Annotated in this window: 1 protein-coding gene; it reads left to right on the forward strand. The window is 72.5% G+C overall.

Annotated elements, in window-relative coordinates; all coding sequences use genetic code 11:
* Positions 1-21: 21 nt before the first annotated feature.
* Positions 22-24594 carry a type I polyketide synthase gene (locus tag ABZ883_RS22775; RefSeq protein WP_360908788.1) on the forward strand — a complete coding sequence of 8191 codons (24573 nt, stop codon included), beginning with the start codon at positions 22-24 and terminating at the stop codon, positions 24592-24594.
* Positions 24595-24661: the final 67 nt, after the last annotated feature.

Raw genomic sequence — 24661 nt, forward strand, 5'->3', positions numbered from 1 at the left:
GCCCGAAGTGCGGAGTATGTGATGACCACCCCGAACGAAAAAGTCGTTGAAGCGCTGCGGGCATCCCTGAAGGAGACCGAGCGGCTGCGCCGCCGGAACCGGGAGCTGACCGACGCCTCGCGCGAGCCGATCGCCATCGTCGCCATGGGCTGCCGCTTCCCCGGCGGCGTCCGCTCGCCCGAGGACCTGTGGAACCTCGTCGACAGCGGCGGCGACGGCATCACCGGCTTCCCCGTCGACCGGGGCTGGGACATCGAGTCGCTGTACGACCCGGACCCCGACCACGAGGGCACCACCTACGCGCGCCACGGCGGCTTCCTCCACGACGCGGGCGACTTCGACCCCGCATTCTTCGGGATATCGCCGCGCGAGGCGCTCGCCATGGACCCCCAGCAGCGCCTGCTGCTGGAGACCACCTGGGAGACCTTCGAGCGGGCCGGCATCGACCCGGCCACCCTGCGCGGCAGCCGGGCCGGCGTCTTCGTCGGCGCCTCCGCCAACGCGTACGGTGCCGGCGCCGGGGACCTCCCCGACGGCGTGGAGGGCCACCTCCTCACCGGCACCGCCTCCAGCGTCGTTTCCGGCCGCCTCGCCTACGTCTTCGGCCTCGAAGGCCCCGCCGCCACCATCGACACGGCGTGCTCGTCCTCCTCCGTCGCCCTGCACATGGCCGTCCAGGCGCTGCGGCAAGGCGAATGCTCGCTGGCCCTGGCCGCCGGCGTCACCGTGCTCGCCGGGCCCGACGTCTTCGTCGAGTTCAGCCGCCAGCGCGGACTGTCCCCCGACGGGCGCTGCCGGTCCTTCGCCGAGGCGGCCGACGGCACCGGCTGGTCCGAGGGCGTCGGCGTGCTGCTCGTCGAGCGCCTGTCCGACGCGCTCCGCAACGGCCACCCCGTGCTGGCCCTCGTGCGCGGCTCGGCGGTCAACCAGGACGGCGCGAGCAACGGACTGACGGCCCCCAACGGCCCGTCCCAGCAGCGCGTCATCCGCCAGGCCTTGGAGAACGCCCGCCTGACCCCCGCCGACATCGACGCCGTCGAGGCGCACGGCACCGGCACCACGCTCGGCGACCCCATCGAGGCGCAGGCCCTGCTGGCCACGTACGGCCAGGAGCGGCCCGAGGACCGGCCGCTGCTTCTGGGCTCCCTCAAGTCCAACATCGGCCATACCCAGAACGCCGCGGGTGTCGCGGGCATCATCAAGATGGTCATGGCGATGCGGCACGGCGTGCTGCCGCGCACCCTCCACGTCGACCAGCCGACCTCGCACGTCGACTGGTCGTCGGGCGCCGTGTCCCTGCTCACCGACGCCGTGGACTGGCCGGAGACCGGCCGCCCGCGCCGCGTCGGCGTCTCGGCCTTCGGCGTCAGCGGCACCAACGTGCACACCATCATCGAGCAGGCCCCGGAGCCCGAGGAGCCGGACGCCCCGGCGCCCACCGCCCTCGGGGGCGCGGTGCCGGTGCTGCTCTCGGCGAAGGGGCGCGACGCGCTGCGCGAGCAGGCCCGCCGCCTCCACGCGTACGTCGAGAAGAACACCGGGGTGGGCGCGGTGGACGTCGCGCACGCCCTGGCCACGACCCGCGCCGCCTTCGAGGACCGCGCCGTCGTCGTCGCCGAGGACCGCGCCGGCCTGCTGTCCGGCCTCGCCGTCCTGTCCGAGGGCGAAGCCGCGCCGGGCGTGGTGACCGGCTCGCCCGTCGCCGGCAAGGTGGCGTTCCTGTTCACGGGGCAGGGGAGTCAGCGGCTGGGGATGGGGCGTGAGCTGTACGCGGCCTATCCGGTGTTCGCGGAGGCGCTGGACGCCGTGCGCGAACGGCTCGGGCTGGATGTGCTGTTCGGGGACGACGCGGAGGCGTTGGACCGTACGGAGTTCGCGCAGCCGGCGTTGTTCGCGGTGGAGGTCGCTCTCTTCCGGCTGTTGGAGTCGTGGGGTGTGCGGCCGGACTTCCTGTCCGGGCATTCGGTGGGTGAGATCGCTGCCGCGCATGTGGCGGGGGTGCTGTCGCTTGAGGACGCGTGCACGCTGGTCGAGGCCCGTGGGCGGTTGATGCAGGCGCTACCCGGTGGTGGCGTGATGATTGCGCTGCAGGCGTCGGAGGACGAGGTCCTGCCGCTGCTGAACGATAGCGTGAGCATCGCGGCGGTCAATGGCCCGCAGGCCGTGGTCATCGCGGGTGACGAGGATGCCGCGGTCGCGATCGTGGATTCCCTCGGGGACCGGAAGTCCAAGCGCCTGACGGTCAGCCATGCGTTCCACTCGCCGCACATGGACGGGATGCTGGACGCGTTCCGCGAGGTCGTGGCGGGGCTCTCCTTCGAAGCCCCCCGCATCCCGGTCGTCTCGAACCTCACCGGTGCCGTCGTCACCGACGAGATGGCGTCGGCGGACTTCTGGGTGCGGCACGTTCGTGAGGCCGTGCGTTTCCTCGACGGCGTTCGCGCCCTGGAGGCTGCCGGGGTCACCACGTACGTCGAACTCGGCCCGGACGGTGTGCTGTCGGCCATGGCGCAGGAGTGCGTGACCGGCGAGGGCGCGGCCTTCGTCCCCGTCCTGCGCAGGGACCGCTCCGAGGCCGAGACCGTCACCACCGCGCTCGCCCACGCCCATGTGCGCGGGGTGCCGGTGGACTGGGCGGGGTACTTCGCCGGGACCGGCGCCAGCCGCGTCGACCTGCCCACCTACGCCTTCCAGCGGCAGCGCTACTGGATCGAATCGGGCCGCGGCGCCGGCGACCTGCGCGCCGTCGGCCTCGAGCCCGTGGGCCACCCGCTGCTGGGCGCCACCGTCGCGCTCGCCGACTCCGACGGCTTCCTCTTCACCGGACGCCTCTCGCTCGACACGCACCCCTGGCTCGCCGACCACGCCGTCATGGGCTCCGTGCTCCTGCCCGGTACCGCCTTCGTCGAGCTGGCCGTACGCGCCGGTGACCAGGTCGGCTGCGACGTGCTGGAGGAACTCACCCTCCAGGCACCGCTCGTGCTGCCCGAGCGGGGCGGCGTGCAGGTGCAGATCCACGTGTCCGCACCGGACGCCGACGGCACCGGCCGGCGCACCTTCACGCTCTCCTCCCGCGCCGAGGGCGGCGCGTCCGACAAGCCGTGGGTGCGGCACGCCGACGGCGTCCTCGCCCAGGGCGCGGCACGCCCGGACTTCGAGCTCGCCCAGTGGCCCCCGGCGGGCGCCGAGGCCGTTCCGACGGAGAACCTGTACGCGGAGCTTTCCGCGCTCGGCATGGCCTACGGCCCCGTCTTCCGCGGGCTGACGGCCGCGTGGCGGGACGGGCAGAGTGTCTACGTCGAGGTCGAGCTGCCCGAGGGGAACGCCACGGCCGCCCGGGACTTCGGCCTGCACCCCGCCCTGCTCGACGCCGGCCTGCACGCACTCGCCCTCGGCGGGCTCGGCGGCAACGACGGCGAGGGACGCCTCCCGTTCTCCTGGACGGGCGTGACCCTCCACGCCGCGGGCGCCGAGGCCGTGCGCGTCCGCCTCGCACCGGCGGGCACGGACGGCGTGCGGCTGGAGATCGCCGACACCTCCGGCGCGCCCGTCGCCACCGTGGACGCCCTCGTGCTGCGCGCCGTCTCCGCCGAGCAGGTGCGGGCCGCCCGTACCGCCCACCACGAGTCGGTGTTCCGCGCCGAGTGGACCCCCCTGCCGGGTACCCCCGACACCGCCTCCGCGCCGCGGCGTTGGGCCGTCGTGGGCGGGGCCGCCGCTGTCGCCTCGCTGCCGGGGGCACTGCCCGGCGAGGTCGGAGTGCACGCGGACCTCGCCGCCCTCGCCGCGGCGGTCGAAGCCGGGGCGCCCGTGCCGGACGCCGTGGTCGTCGGCTACGGCCCGACGGAGACACTGTCGGCCCAGGCCGTGCACGCCGCCGCCCACGACGCCCTCGCGCTCGCCCAGGCGTGGTGCGCGGACGAGCCCTTCGCGGGCGAGGCCTTCGCCGGCTGCCGTCTGGTCGTCGTCACCCAGGGCGCGGTCACCACCGGCGACGGCGCCGGGAGCACCGACCCCGTCCACGCCGCCGTCGTCGGCCTGCTGCGCTCCGCGCAGTCCGAGTACCCCGACCGGCTGCTGCTCGTCGACACCGACGGACACGAGGACTCCGCCCGCGCCCTGCCGTACGCCCTCGACGCGGCCCTCGCGGCGGACGAACCCCAACTCGCCCTGCGCGGCGGCTCCGTACACGTCCTGCGGCTGGCTCGCGTTGCCCGCGGGGACGACGACGGCGACGCCGCTGTTACCGCGTACGCGCCCGACAGGACCGTGCTCGTCACCGGCGCGGGCGGCATGCTCGGCGGCCTGGTCGCGCGCCGCCTCGTCACCGAACACGGCGTACGCCACCTGCTGCTCGTGGGACGCCGGGGCGGCACCACCCCGGAGGCCGAGCGACTGCGGGACGAACTGACCGCGCTGGGCGCCACCGTCACCTGGGCGGCGTGCGACGTCGCCGACCGCGACGCGCTCGCGGACGTCCTGCGCGGCATCCCCGCCGCACACCCGCTGGGCGCGGTCGTCCACACCGCGGGCGTGCTCGACGACGGCGTCATCACGTCCCTCACCCCGGAGCGGCTCTCCGCCGTCCTGCGTCCCAAGGCCGACGCGGCGCTCAACCTGCACGAGCTCACCCGGGACCTCGACCTCTCGGCCTTCGTCCTGTTCTCCTCCATCGGCGGCGTCTTCGGCGGCCCCGGCCAGGGCAACTACGCAGCCGCCAACGTCTTCCTCGACGCCCTCGCCCACCACCGGCGCGCCCAGGGCCTCCCCGCCACCTCCATGGCCTGGGCCCTGTGGGCCGGCGACGCGGACGACGCAACCGGCGGCGCGGGCATGGCCGGCACCCTGGACGAGGCCGACATCAGCCGCATGCGGCGCGCGGGCCTGCCCCCGCTGACCATCGCGGAAGGCCTCGAACTCTTCGACCTCGCGCACCGCGCCGACGAGGCGACGCCCGTCCTCATGCACGCCGACCTGGCCGCCCTGCGCAACCAGGCCGGCTCCGGCGCCCTGTCGCCGCTCCTGCGCGGCCTCGTCCGGGTGCCCGCCCGCCGGGCAGCCGCCACCACCGGCACCGCAGGAGAGGACGGCCTGCGGCAGCGGCTGGCCGGGCTCGCCCCGGCAGAACGCGACCGCGCCCTGCTCGACCTCGTACGCAAGCAGGTCGCCACCGCCCTCGGCTACCCCGGACCGGCCTCCGTCGAGCCCGGACGCTCGTTCAAGGAGCTCGGCTTCGACTCCCTCACGGCGGTCGAACTGCGCAACCTGCTCGGCGCCGCCACCGGCCGACGCCTGCCCGCCACCCTCGTCTTCGACTACCCGACCGCCACCGCGCTCGCCGGCTTCCTGCGGGAAGAACTCGTCGGCGACCTGACGGACGGCGCCTCCATCACCACCCACCGGGCCGGCGACCCGGCGCCGGCCGGCTCCCGCGCCGGGACGACCCGGACCGGCGCGGACGACGACCCCATCGCCATCGTCGCGATGAGCTGCCGCTTCCCCGGTGGCGTCACGTCCCCCGAGGACCTGTGGGAGCTCCTGGCCGCCGGGCGCGACGGCATCACCGGCTTCCCCGCCGACCGCGGCTGGGACCTCGACCACCTCTACAGCGACGACCCCGACAGCGAGGGCACCAGCTACGCCCGCGAAGGCGGCTTCCTCCACGGCGCCGCCGAGTTCGACGCCGACTTCTTCGGCGTCTCGCCGCGCGAGGCGCTCTCCATGGACCCGCAGCAGCGCCTGCTGCTGGAGACCACCTGGGAGACGTTCGAGCGGGCCGGGATCGACCCCACCACGCTGCGCGGCAGCCGCACCGGCGTCTTCGTCGGCTCCAACGCCCAGGACTACCTGCACCTGTGGCTCAACGACGCCGACGGCCTCGAAGGCCACCTCGGCACCGGCAACGCCGCCAGCGTCGTCTCCGGCCGCATCTCCTACACCTTCGGGCTCGAGGGCCCGGCCGTCACCATCGACACCGCCTGCTCGTCGTCCCTGGTCACCCTGCACCTGGCGGCGCAGGCACTGCGCCGCGGCGACTGCTCGATGGCACTGGCAGGCGCTGTCACCATCATGTCCACCCCGGGCGCGTTCACCGAGTTCAGCCGCCAGCGCGGCCTGGCCGCCGACGGCCGCATCAAGGCCTTCGACGCCTCGGCGGACGGGACGAGCTGGTCCGAGGGCGTCGCCCTGCTCCTCGTCGAGCGCCTGTCCGACGCGCGCGCCAACGGGCACCCGGTGCTCGCTCTCGTCCGTGGTTCGGCGGTGAACCAGGACGGTGCGAGCAACGGCCTCACCGCGCCGAACGGCCCGTCCCAGCAGCGCGTCATCCGGGAAGCCCTCGCCGACGCCGGCCTCGCGGCCACGGACGTCGACGCGGTGGAGGCCCACGGCACCGGTACGACCCTGGGCGATCCGATCGAGGCCCAGGCCCTGCTCGCGACGTACGGCCAGGGCCGCCCCGACGGCCGGGCGGTGTGGCTCGGCTCCGTGAAGTCGAACATCGGCCACACCCAGGCCGTCGCCGGAGCCGCCGGTGTCATCAAGATGGTCATGGCGATGCGCCACGGCGTCCTGCCCCGGACCCTGTACGTGAACGAGCCCACGCCGTACGTCGACTGGACGGCGGGCGACATCGCCCTGCTGACCGAGGCCGTCGACTGGCCGGAGACCGGCCGCCCGCGCCGCGCCGGCATCTCCTCCTTCGGCTACAGCGGCACCAACGCCCACGCGATCATCGAGCAGGCGCCCGATGTCGTCGTGCCCGCTCAGCAGGAGCCGGCCCGCGACCTGCCCGTCGTGCCCTGGCTCGTCTCCGGCCGGACGGCGGACGCCCTGCGCGCCCAGGCCGAGCGCCTGCACCCGACGGCGGCCGGCATCGCGGACACGGGCGAACTCGACTTCGCCTACTCCCTCGCCACCAGCCGCGCCGCCCTGGAACACCGCGCCGTCGTTGTCGCCGGGGACCCGGCCGCCCGACTCGACGCCCTCGCGGCCCTGGCCCGCGGCGACCACGCACCGGGCCTGGTGCAGGGCGCCGTGACGACCGGCGCGCTCGCCTTCCTGTTCACGGGGCAGGGGAGCCAGCGGCTGGGGATGGGGGGTGAGTTGTACGACGCCTATCCGGTGTTCGCGGAGGCGCTTGATGCGGTGCGTGAGCGGCTGGGTCTGGATGTGCTGTTCGGGGATGACGCGGAGGCGTTGGACCGGACGGAGTTCGCGCAGCCGGCGTTGTTCGCGGTGGAAGTTGCCTTGTTCCGGCTGCTGGAGAGCTGGGGCGTGCGTCCGGACTTCGTGTCGGGGCATTCGGTGGGTGAGATCGCGGCTGCGCATGTGGCGGGGGTGCTGTCGCTTGAGGATGCGTGCACGCTGGTGGCGGCGCGTGGGCGGTTGATGCAGGCGCTGCCGGGTGGCGGTGTGATGATCGCGCTGCAGGCGTCGGAGGACGAGGTCCTCCCGCTGCTGAACGAGCGTGTGAGCATCGCGGCGGTCAACGGGCCTTCGTCGGTGGTGATCGCGGGTGACGAGGATGCTGCGGTCGCGATCGTGGATTCCCTCGGTGACCGCAAGTCGAAGCGGCTGACGGTCAGTCATGCGTTCCACTCGCCGCACATGGACGGGATGCTGGATGCGTTCCGTGAGGTGGTGTCCGGGCTGTCGTTCGAGGCACCGCGCATCCCGGTCGTGTCGAACCTGACGGGCGCCGTCGTCACGGATGACATGGGCTCTGCGGAGTTCTGGGTGCGGCACGTCCGTGAGGCTGTCCGCTTCCTGGATGGTGTGCGTGCGCTGGAGGCCGCGGGCGTCACGACGTTTGTGGAGCTGGGTCCGGACGGTGTGCTGTCGGCGATGGCCCAGGAGTGTGTGACGGGCGAGGGCGCGGTCTTCGTTCCGGTGCTGCGCAAGGGCCGACCGGAGGCGGAGAGTGCCGTCACCGCCCTGGCGCAGGCGTACACGCGGGGCGTGGAAGTGGACTGGGCCGGGTACTTCGCCGGCACGGGTGCGCGGCGTGTCGACCTGCCGACGTATGCCTTCCAGCGGCGGAGGTTCTGGCCCGAGACCGTTCTCTGGGCGGCCCCGCAGGTCACGGCGCCGGATCAGGCGAGCGCGGTGGACGCCAGGTTCTGGGACGCGGTGGAACGCGAGGACCTGGTCTCCCTGGCCGCCGAGTTGGACGTCTCCGGCGATGCGTCGCTGGGTGAGGTGCTTCCGGCGTTGTCGGCGTGGCGTCGGCAGGGCCGGGAGCGGTCGGAGGTGGACGGCTGGCGCTACCGGGTGGTGTGGAAGCCGCTGGTCGAGGTTTCCGGCGCGCGTCTGTCCGGGGCGTGGCTGGTGGCCGTCCCGGTCGGGAGCGACGTTGACGGGCCGGTTGTGGATGCGCTGGCTGGGCGTGGTGCGGAGGTGCGCCGGGTCGAGGTCGAGCCGGGCAAGGATCGCGGGACGCTGGCGGGTCTGGTCGCCGGTGAGTACGCCGGTGTGGTCTCGCTGCTGGGGCTGGTCGACACGACGGGGCTGATCCAGGCTCTGGGCGATGCCGGGGTGGATGCACCGCTGTGGTGCCTGACGCGCGGCGCCGTTTCCGTTGGCCGGTCGGACCGGCTGGTGTCGCCGGTGCAGGCGCAGGTCTGGGGTCTGGGCCGGGTGGCGGGTCTGGAGGTGCCGGAGCGCTGGGGCGGTCTGATCGACTTGCCCGAGTCGCTGGACGAGCGGGCGCTGTCGCGTGTGGTCGGGGTGCTGGCCGGCTCCGGTGAGGACCAGGTGGCGGTTCGGTCGTCCGGGGTGTTCGGGCGTCGTCTGGTGCGGGCCGTGCTGCCGGAGGGTACGGCTTCGTGGTCGCCGTCGGGCACGGTGCTGGTGACCGGTGGTACGGGTGCGCTGGGTGGTCGTGTCGCGCGGTGGTTGGCGGAGGCTGGTGCTGAGCGGTTGGTGCTGACCACCCGGCGCGGTATGGAGGCGCCGGGTGCTGCCGAGCTGATGGCGGAGCTGGGTGTCGAGGTCTCCGTCGTCGCGTGCGATGCCTCCGACCGTGATGCGCTGCGGGCGCTGCTTGCCGAGCACGCTGATTCGCTGACCGCTGTCGTCCACACAGCGGGCGTCCTGGACGACGGCGTCCTCGACTCCCTCACGCCGGACCGTCTCGAGACCGTCCTGCGGGCCAAGGCGACCTCCGCCCTCAACCTGCACGAGCTGACGACCGAACTCGGCGTGGAGCTCGAGGCCTTCGTCCTGTTCTCGTCGATGAGCGGCACGATCGGCGCCGCCGGTCAGGGCAATTACGCGGCCGCGAACGCCTTCCTGGACGCTTTGGCCGAGCAGCGGCGTGCGGATGGCTTGGCGGCGACGTCGATTGCTTGGGGCCCGTGGGCCGAGGGCGGCATGGCGGCCGACGAGGCGATGGCCGCCCGGATGCGCCGCGGCGGGGTTCCGCCGATGCGGGCAGACCTCGCCATGGTGGCGATGCACCAGGCCGCCGGATCTGCGGAGGCGGCCCTCCTGATCGCCGACTTCGACTGGGAGCGCTTTGCGCCTGGTTTCACGTCCGCGCGTCCCAGCAGGCTGCTCGTAGAACTCCAAGAGGCCGCCACTGTTGCGTACAAGGAGAACGCGAACGACGTCTCCGAATCTGCTGGTTCGTCGTTTGCTGTGCGGTTGCGGGGGATGGCTGAGGGTGATCGTGCCCCGTTTGTCCTGGAGTTGGTGCGTCGGCTGGTGGCCGAGGTGCTGGGGCATGGCGGCGTGGGGGATGTCGAGGCGGGTCGGGCGTTCAAGGAGTTGGGCTTTGACTCGCTGACGGCCGTCGAACTGCGGAACCGGTTGGGTGCGGCCACGGAGCTGCGGTTGCCGGCGACGCTGGTTTATGACTATCCGACGTCGGCTGCGCTCGCGGATTATCTGCGGGGTGAGGTGCTGGGGACGGTCCGGGTTGCGGATGCGGATCTGCCGGCGGTGATCGTTGCGGATGATGATCCGATCGCGATTGTGGCGATGAGCTGCCGGTTCCCGGGTGGTGTGCGGTCTCCGGAGGATCTGTGGGAGTTGTTGGCGTCGGGGACGGATGCTGTTTCGGGGTTGCCGTTGGACCGTGGCTGGGACGTCGCGGGGTTGTATGACGCTGATCCCGGTGCGCAGGGGACGTCCTATGCGCGCGAGGGCGGCTTCGTTTATGACGCGGCGGATTTCGATGCGGACTTCTTCGGGATTTCGCCGCGTGAGGCGCTGGCGATGGACCCGCAGCAGCGGCTGCTGCTGGAGACGTCGTGGGAGGCGTTCGAGCGGGCCGGCATAGACCCGGCTTCTTTGCAGGGCAGTCAGACGGGTGTGTTCGTCGGCACGAACGGCCAGGACTACCTGTCGGTGCTGCTGGACGATTCCGAGGGCCTGGAAGGCCATCTGGGCACGGGCAACGCGGCCAGCGTCGTCTCCGGACGTATCTCCTACACCTTCGGCCTCGAAGGCCCGGCGGTGACGGTCGACACGGCGTGTTCGGCGTCGTTGGTGGCGTTGCACTGGGCGGTGCAGGCGCTGCGGCAGGGTGAATGTTCGCTGGCGCTGGCCGGTGGTGTGACGGTGATGTCGACGCCGGGCACGTTTGTGGAGTTCAGCCGTCAGCGCGGCTTGGCGGAGGACGGCCGGGTCAAGGCGTTCGCCGCCGCTGCTGATGGCACCGGGTGGGGTGAGGGTGTTGGTCTGCTGCTGGTCGAGCGACTCTCGGACGCCCGCCGCAATGGTCACCCGGTGCTGGCTCTGGTGCGGGGTTCGGCGATCAATCAGGACGGTGCGAGCAACGGCCTGACCGCCCCGAACGGTCCGTCGCAGCAGCGCGTGATCCGCCAGGCCCTGGCCAGCGCCGGCCTGTCCGCCACGGATGTGGACGCGGTGGAGGCGCACGGCACGGGCACGCGTCTGGGTGACCCGATCGAGGCCCAGGCGCTGCTGGCTACGTACGGCCAGAACAGGCCCGAGGACCGGCCGCTGCTGCTCGGCTCGATCAAGTCGAACATCGGTCACACGCAGGCCGCGGCCGGTGTCGCGGGTGTGATGAAGATGGTGTTGGCGATGCAGCACGGGGTGCTGCCGCAGACCCTGCACGTCGACGCACCGACCCCGCACGTGGACTGGACGGCGGGCGACATCGCGCTGCTCACCGAGCAGCAGGAGTGGCCGGAGACCGGACGGCCCCGTCGTGCGGGTATCTCGTCGTTCGGGTTCAGCGGCACCAACGCCCACACCGTCATCGAACAGGCACCGGAAGTCGCCGAGCTCGATGACTCGGAACTGCCCGTCGAAGAACTACCGTTCGTGCCGCTGGCACTGTCCGCGAAGACCGACATCGCCCTGCGTGAGCAGGCGGCGAATCTCCGGGACCTGCTCGTTGCGGCTCCGGAGGTGCGGCTGTCCGATGTGGGGCGGACGCTGACGACGGGCCGCTCGGCCCTCGAACGGCGTGTGGTGGTGACGGCCCAGGGCCGCGACGATGTGCTGGCCGCGCTTGAGGCGCTGGCCGAAGGCGCCCCGGCGCCTGGTGTGGTGACCGGATCCCCGGTCGCGGGCAAGCTCGCCTTCCTGTTCACGGGCCAGGGCAGCCAGCGGTTGGGGATGGGGCGTGAGCTGTACGGCGCGTACCCGGCCTTCGCGGACGCCTTGGACGTGGTGTGTGCGCATATGGATGCGCACCTCGATGTGCCGTTGAGGGGCGTGCTGTTCGGGGAGGACACCGAGCCGCTGGACCGGACGGAGTTCACGCAGCCTGCGCTGTTCGCGGTCGAGGTGGCGCTGTTCCGGCTGGTCGAGTCGTGGGGTGTGAAGCCCGACTTCGTGTCCGGCCACTCCATCGGCGAGATCGCTGCCGCGCATGTGGCCGGCGTGCTGTCGTTGGAGGACGCGTGCACGCTGGTCGCCGCTCGCGGACGGCTGATGCAGGCGCTGCCGGCCGGCGGTGTGATGATCGCGCTGCAGGCGTCGGAGGACGAGGTTCTGCCGCTGCTGAACGACCGCGTGAGCATCGCGGCGGTCAACGGGCCTTCGTCGGTGGTGATCGCGGGTGACGAGGATGCTGCGGTCGCGATCGTGGAGTCGTTTGGGGATCGGAAGTCGAAGCGGCTGACGGTCAGTCATGCGTTCCACTCGCCGCACATGGACGGCATGTTGGACGCCTTCCGTGAGGCGGTGTCCGGGCTGTCGTTCGAGGCCCCGCGCATCCCCGTGGTCTCCAACCTGACAGGCGCCGTCGTCACGGATGACATGGGCTCCGCGGAGTTCTGGGTCCGGCACGTTCGTGAGGCCGTGCGCTTCCTCGACGGCGTTCGCGCCCTGGAGGCTGCCGGGGTCAGCCTGTTCGTGGAGCTGGGTCCGGACGGTGTGCTGTCGGCGATGGCGCAGGAGTGTGTGACGGGCGAGGGCGCGGTCTTCGTTCCGGTGCTGCGCAAGGGCCGACCGGAAGTCGAGACCACCGGCACGGCTCTGGCGCAGGTGCACGTGCGAGGCGTCGAGGTCGACTGGCGGAAGTTCTTCGCCGGGACCGCTACGCGGCGGGTGGACCTGCCGACGTACGCATTCCAGCGGAAGCGCTACTGGCCGGAGGCGGCGCTCCTGGGGAACGCTCTCGCCAGTAGGTCCGTGGACGCCGTGGACGCCCGATTCTGGGACGCCGTCGAGCGCGAAGACCTCACGTCACTGGTCACCGCCCTCGGGACCGATGACGACACCGCTTGGGCGAGCGTCCTGCCTGGTCTGTCGGCGTGGCGTCGGCAGGGTCGGGAGCGGTCGGAGGTGGACGGCTGGCGGTACCGGGCGGTGTGGAAGCCGCTGACCGAGGTTTCCGGCGCGCGTCTGTCCGGGGCGTGGCTGGTGGTCGTGCCGACCGGGAGCGACGTTGCCGGGCCGGTGGTGGATGCGCTGGCGGGGCGTGGCGCCGAGGTGCGCCGGGTCGAGGTCGAGCCGGGCATGGATCGTGTGGCGCTGGCGGGTCTGGGGGCCGGTGAGTACGCGGGTGTCGTGTCGCTGCTCGGGCTCGTTGAGTCGGTCTCGCTGCTGCAGGCCCTGGGCGATGTCGGTGTGGACGCCCGGTTGTGGAGTCTGACGCGGGGTGCGGTCTCGGTCGGCCGGTCGGACCGGCTGGTGTCGCCCGTGCAGGCTCAGCTGTGGGGTCTGGGCCGGGTGGCTGCGCTGGAGGTGCCGGAGCGTTGGGGCGGTCTGATCGACTTGCCCGAGGCGCTGGATGAGCGTGCGCTGTCGCGTGTGGTCGGGGTGCTGGCCGGCTCCGGTGAGGACCAGGTGGCGGTTCGGTCGTCCGGGGTGTTCGGGCGTCGTCTGGTGCGGGCCGTGCTGTCGGAGGGTACGGCTTCGTGGGTTCCGTCGGGCACGGTGCTGGTGACGGGTGGCACGGGTGCGCTGGGTGGTCGTGTCGCGCGGTGGTTGGCGGAGGCTGGTGCTGAGCGGCTGGTGCTGACCAGTCGGCGCGGTATGGACGCGCCCGGTGCTGCCGAGTTCGTTGCGGAGTTGGGCGTCGAGGTCTCCGTCGTCGCGTGCGATGCCTCCGACCGTGATGCGCTGCGGGCGCTGCTTGCCGAGCACGCTGATTCGCTGACCGCTGTCGTCCACACGGCGGGCGTGCTGGACGACGGTGTGCTGGATGCCCTGACGCCGGAGCGCATCGACGGTGTTCTTCGGGCGAAGGCCACGTCGGCCCTCAACCTGCACGAGCTGACGATCGAGCTGGGCATCACCCTCGACGCCTTCGTGCTCTTCTCTTCTGCCGCCGGCGTATGGGGAGCCGCGGGCCAGGGCAATTACGCGGCGGCGAACGCCTACCTCGATGCTCTCGCTGAGCAGCGGCGTGCGGATGGTTTGGCGGCGACGTCGATTGCTTGGGGTCCGTGGGCCGAGGGCGGCATGGCGGCCGACGAGGCGATGGCCGCCCGGATGCGCCGCGGCGGCGTATCGCCCATGAACGCGGCAACAGCACTGACTGCCCTGCACCGTGCGGTGGGCGCCCAGGACATTGTCGTCGCCGTCGCGGACATGGACTGGGAGCGCTTCGCCCCTGGATTCACGTCCGCGCGTCCGAGCAGGCTCCTCGCCGAGCTGCCGGAGGCGATGGCGGTCGCCCGCACTGAAGAGGACACGGATGAGTCCTCTCAGGCGGTCGGTTCGTCGTTTGGTGTGCGGTTGCGGGGGATGGCTGAGGGTGATCGTGCGCCGTTTGTGCTGGAGTTGGTGCGTCGGGCGGTTGCCGAGGTGCTGGGGCATAGCGGCGTGGGGGATGTCGAGGCGGGTCGGGCGTTCAAGGAGTTGGGCTTTGACTCGCTGACCGCGGTGGAGCTGCGGAACCGGTTGGGTGCGGCGACGGAACTGCGGTTGCCGGCGACGCTGGTCTACGACTATCCGACGTCGGCTGCGCTCGCGGATTATCTGCGGGGTGAGGCGCTGGGGACGGTCCGTGTTGCGGATGCGGATCTGCCGGCGGTGATTGTTGCGGATGATGATCCGATCGCGATCGTGGCGATGAGTTGCCGGTTCCCGGGTGGTGTACGGAGCCCTGAGGACCTGTGGCAGCTGTTGTCGTCGGGGACGGATGCTGTTTCGGGGTTGCCGTTGGACCGTGGCTGGGATGTCGCGGGGATGTATGACGCTGATCCTGGTGCGCAGGGGACGTCGTATGCGCGCGAGGGTGGCTTCGTTTATGACGCGGCGGACTTCGATGCGGACTTCTTCGGGATCTCGCCGCGTGAGGCGTTGGCGATGGATCCGCAGCAGCGGTTGTTGCTGGAGACGTCGTGGGAGGCGTTCGAGCGGGCCGGCATTGATCCTGTGACGCTGCAGGGCAGCCAGACCGGTGTGTTCGTCGGCACGAACGGCCAGGACTACCTGTCGGTGTTGCTGGAGGATTCCGAGGGCCTGGAAGGGCACTTGGGGACGGGCAACGCGGCGAGTGTGGTGTCGGGTCGGTTGTCGTACGTGTTCGGGCTGGAAGGCCCGGCGGTGACGGTCGACACGGCGTGTTCGGCGTCGTTGGTGGCGTTGCACTGGGCGGTGCAGGCGCTGCGCAATGGCGAGTGCTCGCTGGCGCTGGCCGGTGGTGTGACGGTGATGTCGACGCCCGGCACGTTCGTGGAGTTCAGCCGTCAGCGCGGCTTGGCGGAGGACGGCCGGGTCAAGGCGTTCGCCGCCGCTGCTGATGGCACGGGGTGGGGTGAGGGTGTTGGTCTGCTGCTGGTCGAGCGGTTGTCCGACGCACGGCGCAACGGTCACCCGGTGCTGGCTCTGGTGCGGGGTTCGGCGATCAATCAGGACGGTGCGAGCAATGGTCTGACGGCGCCGAACGGTCCGTCGCAGCAGCGCGTGATCCGCCAGGCCCTGGCCAGTGCGGGGCTGTCGGCCACGGATGTGGATGCGGTGGAGGCGCACGGCACGGGCACGCGGCTGGGTGATCCGATCGAGGCCCAGGCCCTGCTGGCTACGTACGGCCAGAACAGGCCGGAGGACAGGCCGCTGCTGCTTGGGTCGATCAAGTCGAACATCGGTCACACGCAGGCCGCGGCCGGTGTCGCGGGTGTGATGAAGATGGTGCTGGCGATGCAGCACGGGGTGCTGCCGCAGACCCTGCACGTCGATGCACCGACCCCGCATGTAGACTGGATGGCTGGGGACATCGCTCTGCTGACCGAGGCGGCCGAGTGGCCGGAGACCGGACGGCCCCGTCGAGCGGGTATCTCGTCGTTCGGGTTCAGCGGCACCAACGCCCACACCGTCATCGAACAGGCACCGCTGAACGACGACGTGGAGCAGGTCGCTCCGCAGGGCGAGGAGAAGCTGTACCTCCCCTTGGCGCTCTCGGCGAAGAGCGACAGTGCTCTGCGTGAGCAGGCCGGGAATCTTCGTGTGCGGTTGGTCGCGGCTCCGGAGGTGCGGCTGTCCGATGTGGGGCGGACGCTGACGACGGGCCGCTCGGCCCTCGAACGGCGTGTGGTGGTGACGGCCCAGGGCCGTGACGATGTGCTGGCCGCGCTTGAGGCCCTGGCCGAAGGAACCTCCGTGCCCGGCACGGTGACCGGATCCCCGGTCGCGGGCAAGCTCGCCTTCCTGTTCACGGGCCAGGGCAGCCAGCGGCTGGAGATGGGCAGGGAGCTCTACAACACCTACCCGGCGTTCGCCGAAGCCCTCGATGGGGTCAGCGCTCACCTCGACACCCAGCTCGAACGACCCCTGCAGACCGTGCTGTTCGGGGACAACACGGAGGCTTTGGACCAAACGGAGTTCACGCAGCCGGCGCTGTTCGCGGTCGAGGTGGCGCTGTTCCGGCTGCTGGAGTCGTGGGGTGTCAAGCCCGACTTCGTGTCTGGCCACTCGATCGGTGAGATCGCTGCCGCGCATGTGGCCGGCGTGCTGTCGCTGGAGGACGCCTGCACGCTGGTCGCCGCTCGTGGACGGCTGATGCAGGCGCTGCCGGCCGGCGGCGTGATGATCGCGCTGCAGGCATCGGAGGACGAGGTCCTGCCGCTGCTGACCGACCGCGTGAGCATCGCGGCCGTCAACGGGCCCCAGGCGGTGGTGATCGCGGGTGTCGAGGACGCGGCGACGGCGATCGTGGAGTCCTTGCCGGACCGGAAGTCCAAGCGTCTGACGGTCAGTCACGCATTCCACTCGCCGCACATGGACGGCATGCTCGACGCCTTCCGCGAGGCGGTCTCCGGGCTGTCGTTCGAAGCCCCGCGCATCCCCGTGGTCTCCAACCTGACCGGTGCCGTCGTCACCGACGAGATGTCCTCGCCCGACTTCTGGGTCCGCCACGTCCGTGAAGCCGTCCGCTTCCTCGACGGCGTCCGAGCCCTGGAGACCGAAGGAGTCACGACCTACCTGGAGCTCGGCCCGGACGGAATCCTGTCGGCGATGGCGCAGGAGTGTCTGAGGGGCGAGGCCGCGGCCTTCGCTCCGGTGATGCGCAAGGGCCGCCCCGAAGCGGAGACCGCTGTCACGGCGCTCGCGCAGGCGTATGTCCGAGGCGTGGAAGTGGACTGGACCGGATTCTTCGCCGGGACCGGCGGACGACTTGTCGATCTGCCGACATACGCCTTCCAGCGAAAGCGGTACTGGCCGGAGGCGGCACTGAGCGGCAACGCTCCCACCGGCGGTGCTGTGGACACCATCGATGCCCGGTTCTGGGACGCCGTCGAGCGCGAGGATCTGACCTCGCTGCTGGCGGAGTTGGACGTCGCCGGCGATGCGTCGCTGGTCGAGGCGCTTCCGGCGCTGTCGGCGTGGCGTCGACAGGGCCGTGAACGATCGGAGGTGGACGGCTGGCGCTACCGGGTGGTGTGGAAGCCGCTGGCCGAGGCCTCCGGTGCGCGCCTGTCCGGGGCGTGGCTGGTGGTCGTGCCGACCCGGGGAGCTGATGCTGCAGCGGTCGTAGGCGCGCTGGCGGGGCGTGGTGCGGAGGTGCGCCGGGTCGAGGTCGAGCCGGGCACGGATCGTGCGTCGCTGGCGGGTCTCGTCGCTGGTGAGTACGCCGGTGTGGTCTCGCTGCTGGGGCTCGTCGACACGGTGAGCCTGATCCAGGCGCTGGGCGATGCCGGAGTGCACGCCCCGTTGTGGTGCCTCACGCGTGGAGCCGTCTCCGTCGGCCGGTCGGACAGATTGACCGCGCCGACGCAGGCTCAGCTGTGGGGACTGGGCCGGGTCGCCGCCCTGGAGGTGCCGGAGCGCTGGGGCGGTCTGATCGACCTGCCCGAGGTACTGGACGAGCGTGCGCTGTCGCGCGTGGTCGGTGTCCTGACCGCCTCCGAGGACCAGGTGGCCGTGCGCTCGTCCGGAGTGTTCGGGCGACGGCTGGTTCGCGCGGCGCTGCCCGAGGGCACGGCTTCGTGGACCCCGTCCGGCACAGTGCTGGTGACCGGTGGCACGGGTGCGCTCGGACGTCATATCGCCCGGTGGCTGGCGGGTGCGGGTGCCGAGCGGCTGGTGCTGACCAGCCGGCGCGGCATGGACGCACCCGGTGCCGCGGAACTCGTTGCCGAGCTGGGCGTCGACGTCTCCGTCGTCGCGTGTGATGCCTCCGACCGTGATGCGCTGCGGGCGCTGCTTGCCGAGCACGCTGATTCGCTGACCGCTGTCGTGCACACGGCGGGCGTCCTGGACGACGGCGTCCTCGACTCGCTCACCCCGGACCGTCTCGAGACCGTCCTGCGGGCCAAGGCGACCTCCGCCCTCAACCTGCACGAGCTGACGACCGAACTCGGCATCACCCTCGACGCTTTCGTCCTCTTCTCCTCGACGAGCGGCACGATCGGCGCCGCCGGCCAGGGCAACTACGCGGCCGCGAATGCCTACCTCGACGCCCTCGCCGAGCAGCGCCGGGCCGACGGCCTGGCCGCGACATCGATCGCGTGGGGCCCGTGGGCCGAGGGCGGTATGGCGGCCGACGAGGCGATGGCCGCCCGGATGCACCGCGGCGGCATTCCTCCGATGGACGCGGCTCTGGCCGTCTCGGCCCTGCGGCGTGCGCTGGAGGCGGCGGACGCCGCCGTCGCCATCGCGGACATCGACTGGGAGCGGTTCGCCCCCGGCTTCACCTCAGTCCGGGGCAGCAAGCTCCTCGCCGATCTGCCCGAGGCACAGCGAGCCCTCGCCCCGCGTACCGGCGAGGCCGGGGACGCCAGGGGCGACGGGGACGCGGCACACGGTTCCGGCTCGCTCGCGGAACGGCTCGGGAAGCTGAGCGAGCCGGAGCGGGAGCGGGCGCTGCTCGACCTCGTGCGCGGGGAGGTGGCGGCGGTCCTCGGTCATGCCGGAACGGAGACCGTCGGCGCGGAGCGGGCGTTCAAGGAGCTCGGCTTCGACTCGCTGACCGCCGTCGAGCTGCGCAACCTGCTGGGTGCGGCGACCGGGATGCGGCTGCCGGCCACCCTGGTCTATGACTACCCGACGTCGGCGGCCCTCGCCGACTACCTGCGAGGGGAGCTGTTCGGCACGCAGCCCGTGGTGCCGGGCCCGGTCGTCGCCGCCGTACCGGTGGACGACGACCCCATCGCGATCGTGGCGATGAGCTGCCGCTTCCCGGGCGACGTACGGACCCCGGAGGACCTCTGGCACCTGCTGGCGACCGGAACGGACGCGGTTGGAGAGTTCCCGGCGGACCGCGGCTGGGACGCGGAGGCGCTGTTCGGCTCGCAGACCGTCGGCGAGGAGGTGCCGCCGTACGCCCAGGAGGGCGGATTCCTTTACGACGTGGCGGACTTCGATCCCGGATTCTTCGGGATCTCCCCGCGCGAAGCCGTCGCCATGGACCCGCAGCAGCGGCTCCTGCTGGAGACGTCGTGGGAGGCGTTCGAGCGGGCCGGCATCGACCCGTCCTCGCTGCGCGGCAGCCAGGCGGGCGTCTTCGTCGGCACGAACGGCCAGGACTACCTCTCCCTCGTGCTCAACTCCGCCGATCGTGACGGGGGTTTCCTCGGCACCGGCAACTCCGCGAGCGTGGTGTCGGGCCGTATCTCGTACGTCTTCGGCCTGGAGGGGCCGGCCGTCACGGTCGACACGGCCTGCTCCGCGTCCCTGGTGGCGCTGCACCTCGCGGCGCAGGCACTGCGCAACGGCGAGTGCACGCTCGCCCTGGCCGGTGGTGTGACGGTCATGTCGACGCCGGGTGCCTTTGTGGAGTTCAGCCGCCAGCGCGGTCTGGCGGCGGACGGCCGGGTCAAGGCGTTCGCCGCTGCCGCGGACGGTACGGGCTGGGCCGAGGGCGTCGGCATGCTGCTGGTCGAGCGCCTGTCCGACGCCCGGCGGAACGGCCACCCGGTCCTCGCCCTCGTCCGGGGCTCGGCGGTCAACCAGGACGGCGCCAGCAACGGCCTGACGGCGCCGAACGGCCCGTCCCAGCAGCGGGTGATCCGCCAGGCCCTCGCCAGCGCCGGTCTGTCGGCCACCGATGTGGACGTGGTCGAGGCGCACGGCACCGGCACCCGTCTGGGCGACCCGATCGAGGCCCAGGCACTGCTGGCCACCTACGGCCAGGGCCGCTCGCCGGAGCGGCCGCTGCTGCTCGGCTCGATCAAGTCCAACATGGGCCACACGCAGGCCGCGGCCGGTGTGGCCGGTGTGATGAAGATGGTGCTGGCGATGCAGCACGGCGTGCTGCCGCAGACCCTGCACGTGGACGAGCCGACGCCGCACGTCGACTGGTCGGCAGGCGAGATCGCCCTGCTGACCGAGCAGCGGGAGTGGCCGGACACCGGTCGCCCCCGCCGCGCCGGCATCTCGTCCTTCGGCGTGAGCGGCACGAACGCGCACACCATCGTGGAGCAGGCCCCGCCCGCCCCGCAGGTCGCTGACGCGGAGCCCGACCGGACGGACGAGGAGGGCGCCGCGACGCCGTCGGTGTGGGTGCTGTCCGGCAGGACCGAAGCCGCCCTGCGTGACCAGGCGGAGCGACTGCGCGACCGTCTCGCCGCCCAAGAGGAGCCGCGTCCGCTCGACGTCGCCTTTGCTCTGGCGACCGGACGGGCGGCGCTGGACCACCGCGCCGCGATCGTCGCCGATCACCGCGAGGCGTTCGCCGACGGACTCGCCGCCCTGGTGGCTGGGGACTCCACCGCGCAGGTGGTCCGGGGCGTGGCGGACACGGAACAACGGGTCGCGTTCCTGTTCACGGGCCAGGGCAGCCAGCGCCTCGGGATGGGGCGCGAGCTGTACGACACGTACCCCGTGTTCGCCGAGTCCCTGGACGCGGTGTGTGCGCACCTGGACCGGCATTTCGAAGTGCCGCTCAAGGACGTGCTGTTCGGGGACGACGCCGATGTCCTGAACCGCACGGAGTTCACGCAGCCGGCGTTGTTCGCGGTCGAGGTGGCGCTGTTCCGCCTGGTCGAGTCGTGGGGTGTGCGACCGGACTGTCTCTCCGGCCACTCCGTCGGTGAGCTTGCCGCCGCGCATGTGGCCGGGGTGTTCTCGCTTGAGGACGCGTGCGCGTTGGTGGCCGCGCGTGGTCGGTTGATGCAGGCGCTGCCGGGCGGCGGGGTGATGATCGCGCTGAAGGCGTCGGAGGACGAGGTGCTGCCGCTGCTGAGCGAGCGGGTGAGCATCGCTGCGGTCAACGGTCCTCGTTCGGTGGTCGTCGCGGGTGACGAGGATGCTGCCGCGGGGATTGTGGAGGCGTTCCCGGACCGGAAGTCCAAGCGTCTGACGGTCAGTCACGCGTTCCACTCGCCGCACATGGACGGCATGTTGGCGGACTTCCGGAAGGTCGCCGAGGGCCTGTCCTACACCGCGCCCCGTATTCCGCTGGTGTCCAACCTGACCGGCGGTCTGGTCACGGACGAGGTGACGTCGCCCGATTTCTGGGTCCGGCACGTCCGTGAGGCCGTCCGCTTCCTCGACGGCGTCCGCGCCCTCGAGGCCGCAGGTGTCACCACGTACGTCGAACTCGGCCCTGACGGGGTGCTGTCCGCGATGGCTCAGGACTGTGTGACCGGGGAAGGCGCCGCCTTCGTCCCCGTCCTGCGCAAGGGCCGCCCCGAGCCGGAGACGGCGGTGACCGCCCTCGCCCGGGCCCACACGCGTGGTGTCACGGTCGACTGGGCCCGGTTCTTCGCCGGGACCGGTGCCCGCCGCCACGTCGACCTGCCCACCTACGCCTTCCAGCGCGAGCGCTACTGGGCGGAGTACCTGCCCGAGTACGAGGACGTGGCGTCGGTCGGCATCGGTGCGGCCGGGCACCCGCTGCTCGGGGCCGCGGTCGAGCTGCCGGGCTCGGACGGCTTCGTCTTCACCGGGCGGCTGTCCACCCGGACGCACCCCTGGCTCGCCGACCACGTCGTTGCCGACACGGTCGTCCTTCCGGGCGCGGCCTTCGTCGAACTGGCCCTGCGCGCAGGTGAGGAGGCCGGGTGCGGCGGCCTCGACGAGCTGACGATCGAAGCGCCGCTCGTGCTCCCCGAGAAGGGTGGGGTGCAACTCCGCGTCACCGTGGGCGGGCCGGACGAGCAGGGGCTCCGCCCCGTCCAGGTGCACAGCAGGCCCGACGCGGCGGCCGGCCCGGACGGACCCGCGAACGGACTGGCGGAAGGGGAGTGGACCCGGCACGCCGACGGTCTGCTCTCCGCCGACAGCGCGGACCAGTCCGCGGCCGACGCCGCGAACGACGAGACGGCGGGGCAGTGGCCGCCCGCCGGCGCCGAGCCGGTCGCCCTGGACGCGGTCCGCGACCGCCTGGCGGCCGCCGAGCTCTACCACGGCCCCGCCTTCCGCACGCTGACCCAGGTGTGGGTGCGCGGCGAGGAGGTCTTCGCCGAGGCCGGGCTGCCGCAGGAGCAGCAGGCGTCGGCCGGGCGGTACGCGCTGCACCCGGCGCTGCTCGACGCGGCCTCGCAGGTACTGGCAGCCGGCCCCGCCGGCACGGGTCGGACGGCCGTCGCCTGGCGCGGTCTGCGCCTGCACGCCGTGGGCGCGGCCGCCGTGCGGCTCCACGTTGCGCCGGCCGGTGAGGACACCGTCTCCGTCGTCGTGGCCGACAGCACGGGCGGGCGGATCGCCTCCGTCGAGGCGCTGGTGACCGGGCAGCCCGACACCACCCGCTTCGCACCGGCACCCGCGGGGGCCCGCGAGTCGCTGTTCCGGCTCGACTGGACCCCCGTGCGGACGACCGGAGCACGGGCAGCCGCTGCCGCCCCCCTCGCGGTCGTCGGGGACTCCGCCGGTGCGCTGGAGCAGGCCGGCGTCGGCACGGAGTCGTACACCGACCTCGCGGCACTCGACGCGGCCGTCGCGGCGGGCGGGACGATGCCGGGCACGGTGCTCGTGCCGCTGAGCGGGACGACCGGCACGACCGGCACGCAGGCCGGCATCGACACGGCCGACGGCGTCGCACGCCTCGCGGGCGAGGTGCGCGACACAGCGCACGAGGCCCTGGCCCTGGTGCAGGACTGGCTGGGCAACGGCAGGTTCGCCGGGGCACGGCTCGTCGTCGTGACCCGGGGCGCGGTGGCCGTGGGCGCCGACGAGACCGAGGACCTGGCGCAGGCGCCGGTGTGGGGCCTGGTGCGTACGGCGCAGACGGAGAACCCGGAGCGCTTCGTGCTCGTCGACGTCGACGGGACCGACGCCTCCTGCCGGGTACTGCCGGACGCCGTCGCCTCCGCGGAGCCCGAACTCGCGGTACGCGGCGGAGCGGTGTTCGCGTCCCGCCTGGTCAGGACCGAGGCGACGGAGACCGGCGCTCGTTCCTTCGACCCCGAGGGCACCGTCCTGATCACCGGCGCCGGCGGCGGCCTGGCCGGGCTCGTCGCCCGGCATGCCGTGGAGGCGCACGGGGCGCGGCGGCTGCTGCTGGTGAGCCGACGCGGCGCGGGGGCGGAGCACGCGGCGGAACTCACCGCACAACTGCGGGCGTCGGGTGCGGAGGTGACCTGGGCGGCGTGCGACGTGGCCGACCGTGACGCGCTCGCCACCGTGCTCGCGGGGGTTCCCGCCGAGCATCCGCTCACCGCGGTCGTCCACACCGCGGGCGTCCTGGACGACGGGATCGTGGACCTGCTCACCCCGGAGCGGATGGACCGGGTGCTGCGGCCCAAGGCCGAGGCGGCCCTCCACCTGCACGAGCTGACCCGGGACCTCGACCTGTCGGCGTTCGTCCTCTTCTCGGCCGCCGCGGGCACACTCGGCGGCGCCGGGCAGGCCAACTACGCGGCCGCGAACGTCTTCCTCGACGCGCTCGCGCGACACCGCAGCCGCGCCGGGCTCCCCGCGCTGTCCCTGGCCTGGGGCATGTGGGCCGAGGAGCGCGGCATGGCGGGCCGGCTGACCGAGGCGGAGCGGGGCAGGGTCGCCCGCGGCGGCATCGTGCCGCTGTCGGCGGAGGAGGGCCTGGCGCTCCTCGACGCGGCCCTCTCGGCGGCGGAGCCCGTGCTCGTACCGGTCGGGATCGACCTGCCGACGCTGCGGGCGAGGGCCGCGGACGGCGCGCTGCTGCCGATGTTCCGGGGCCTGGTGCGCACCCCCGCACGCAGGACGGCGCAGAGCGGCACGGGGAACGCGGCGGCCACGGCCGTGGACGGGGCCGCGGACGAGCGCACGCTGACCGAGCGCCTCACCGGGCTCCCGGCGGCGGAGCGGGAGCGGACCGTCCTGGACCTGGTGCGCGGCCAGGTGGCCGCCGTCCTCGGGTACCGGTCGGCCGAACTCGTCGGCGACGGGCAGGCGTTCAAGGAGCTCGGCTTCGACTCGCTGACGGCGGTGGAGCTGCGCAACCGCCTGAGCGCCGCCAGCGGCCTGCGACTGCCGGCCACCTTGGTCTACGACTACCCCAACCCCGCCGCACTGGCCGGGCACCTGCTGGACGAGATGGCCCCCGAGCCTGCCGAGCGCGGGCTGTCGGTCCTGGAGGAGATCGGCCGGCTGGAGAGCACCTTCTCCTCGCTGACCCCGGAGGAGATGTCCGAGGCGGCGGCGGACGACGCCGCGCACGCGCGCGTGGCGGTGCGTCTGCAAGCACTGCTGGCGCAGTGGAACGAGGCCCGCGGGACGGCCGGCGAGTCCGGGGCCGACGAGATCGAAGAGGCGAGCGACGACGAGCTGTTCGCGCTCATCGACAAGAAGTTCGGCAAGGCCTGACCCGACACGTCGTGGACGCACCGCCGGCCCTCGGCGGTGCGTCCGCCCCGACCTCCGAACCTCCGAC

This window comes from Streptomyces sp. NPDC046977, assembly GCF_040644455.1.
In the GTDB taxonomy this organism is placed as follows: Bacteria; Actinomycetota; Actinomycetes; order Streptomycetales; family Streptomycetaceae; genus Actinacidiphila.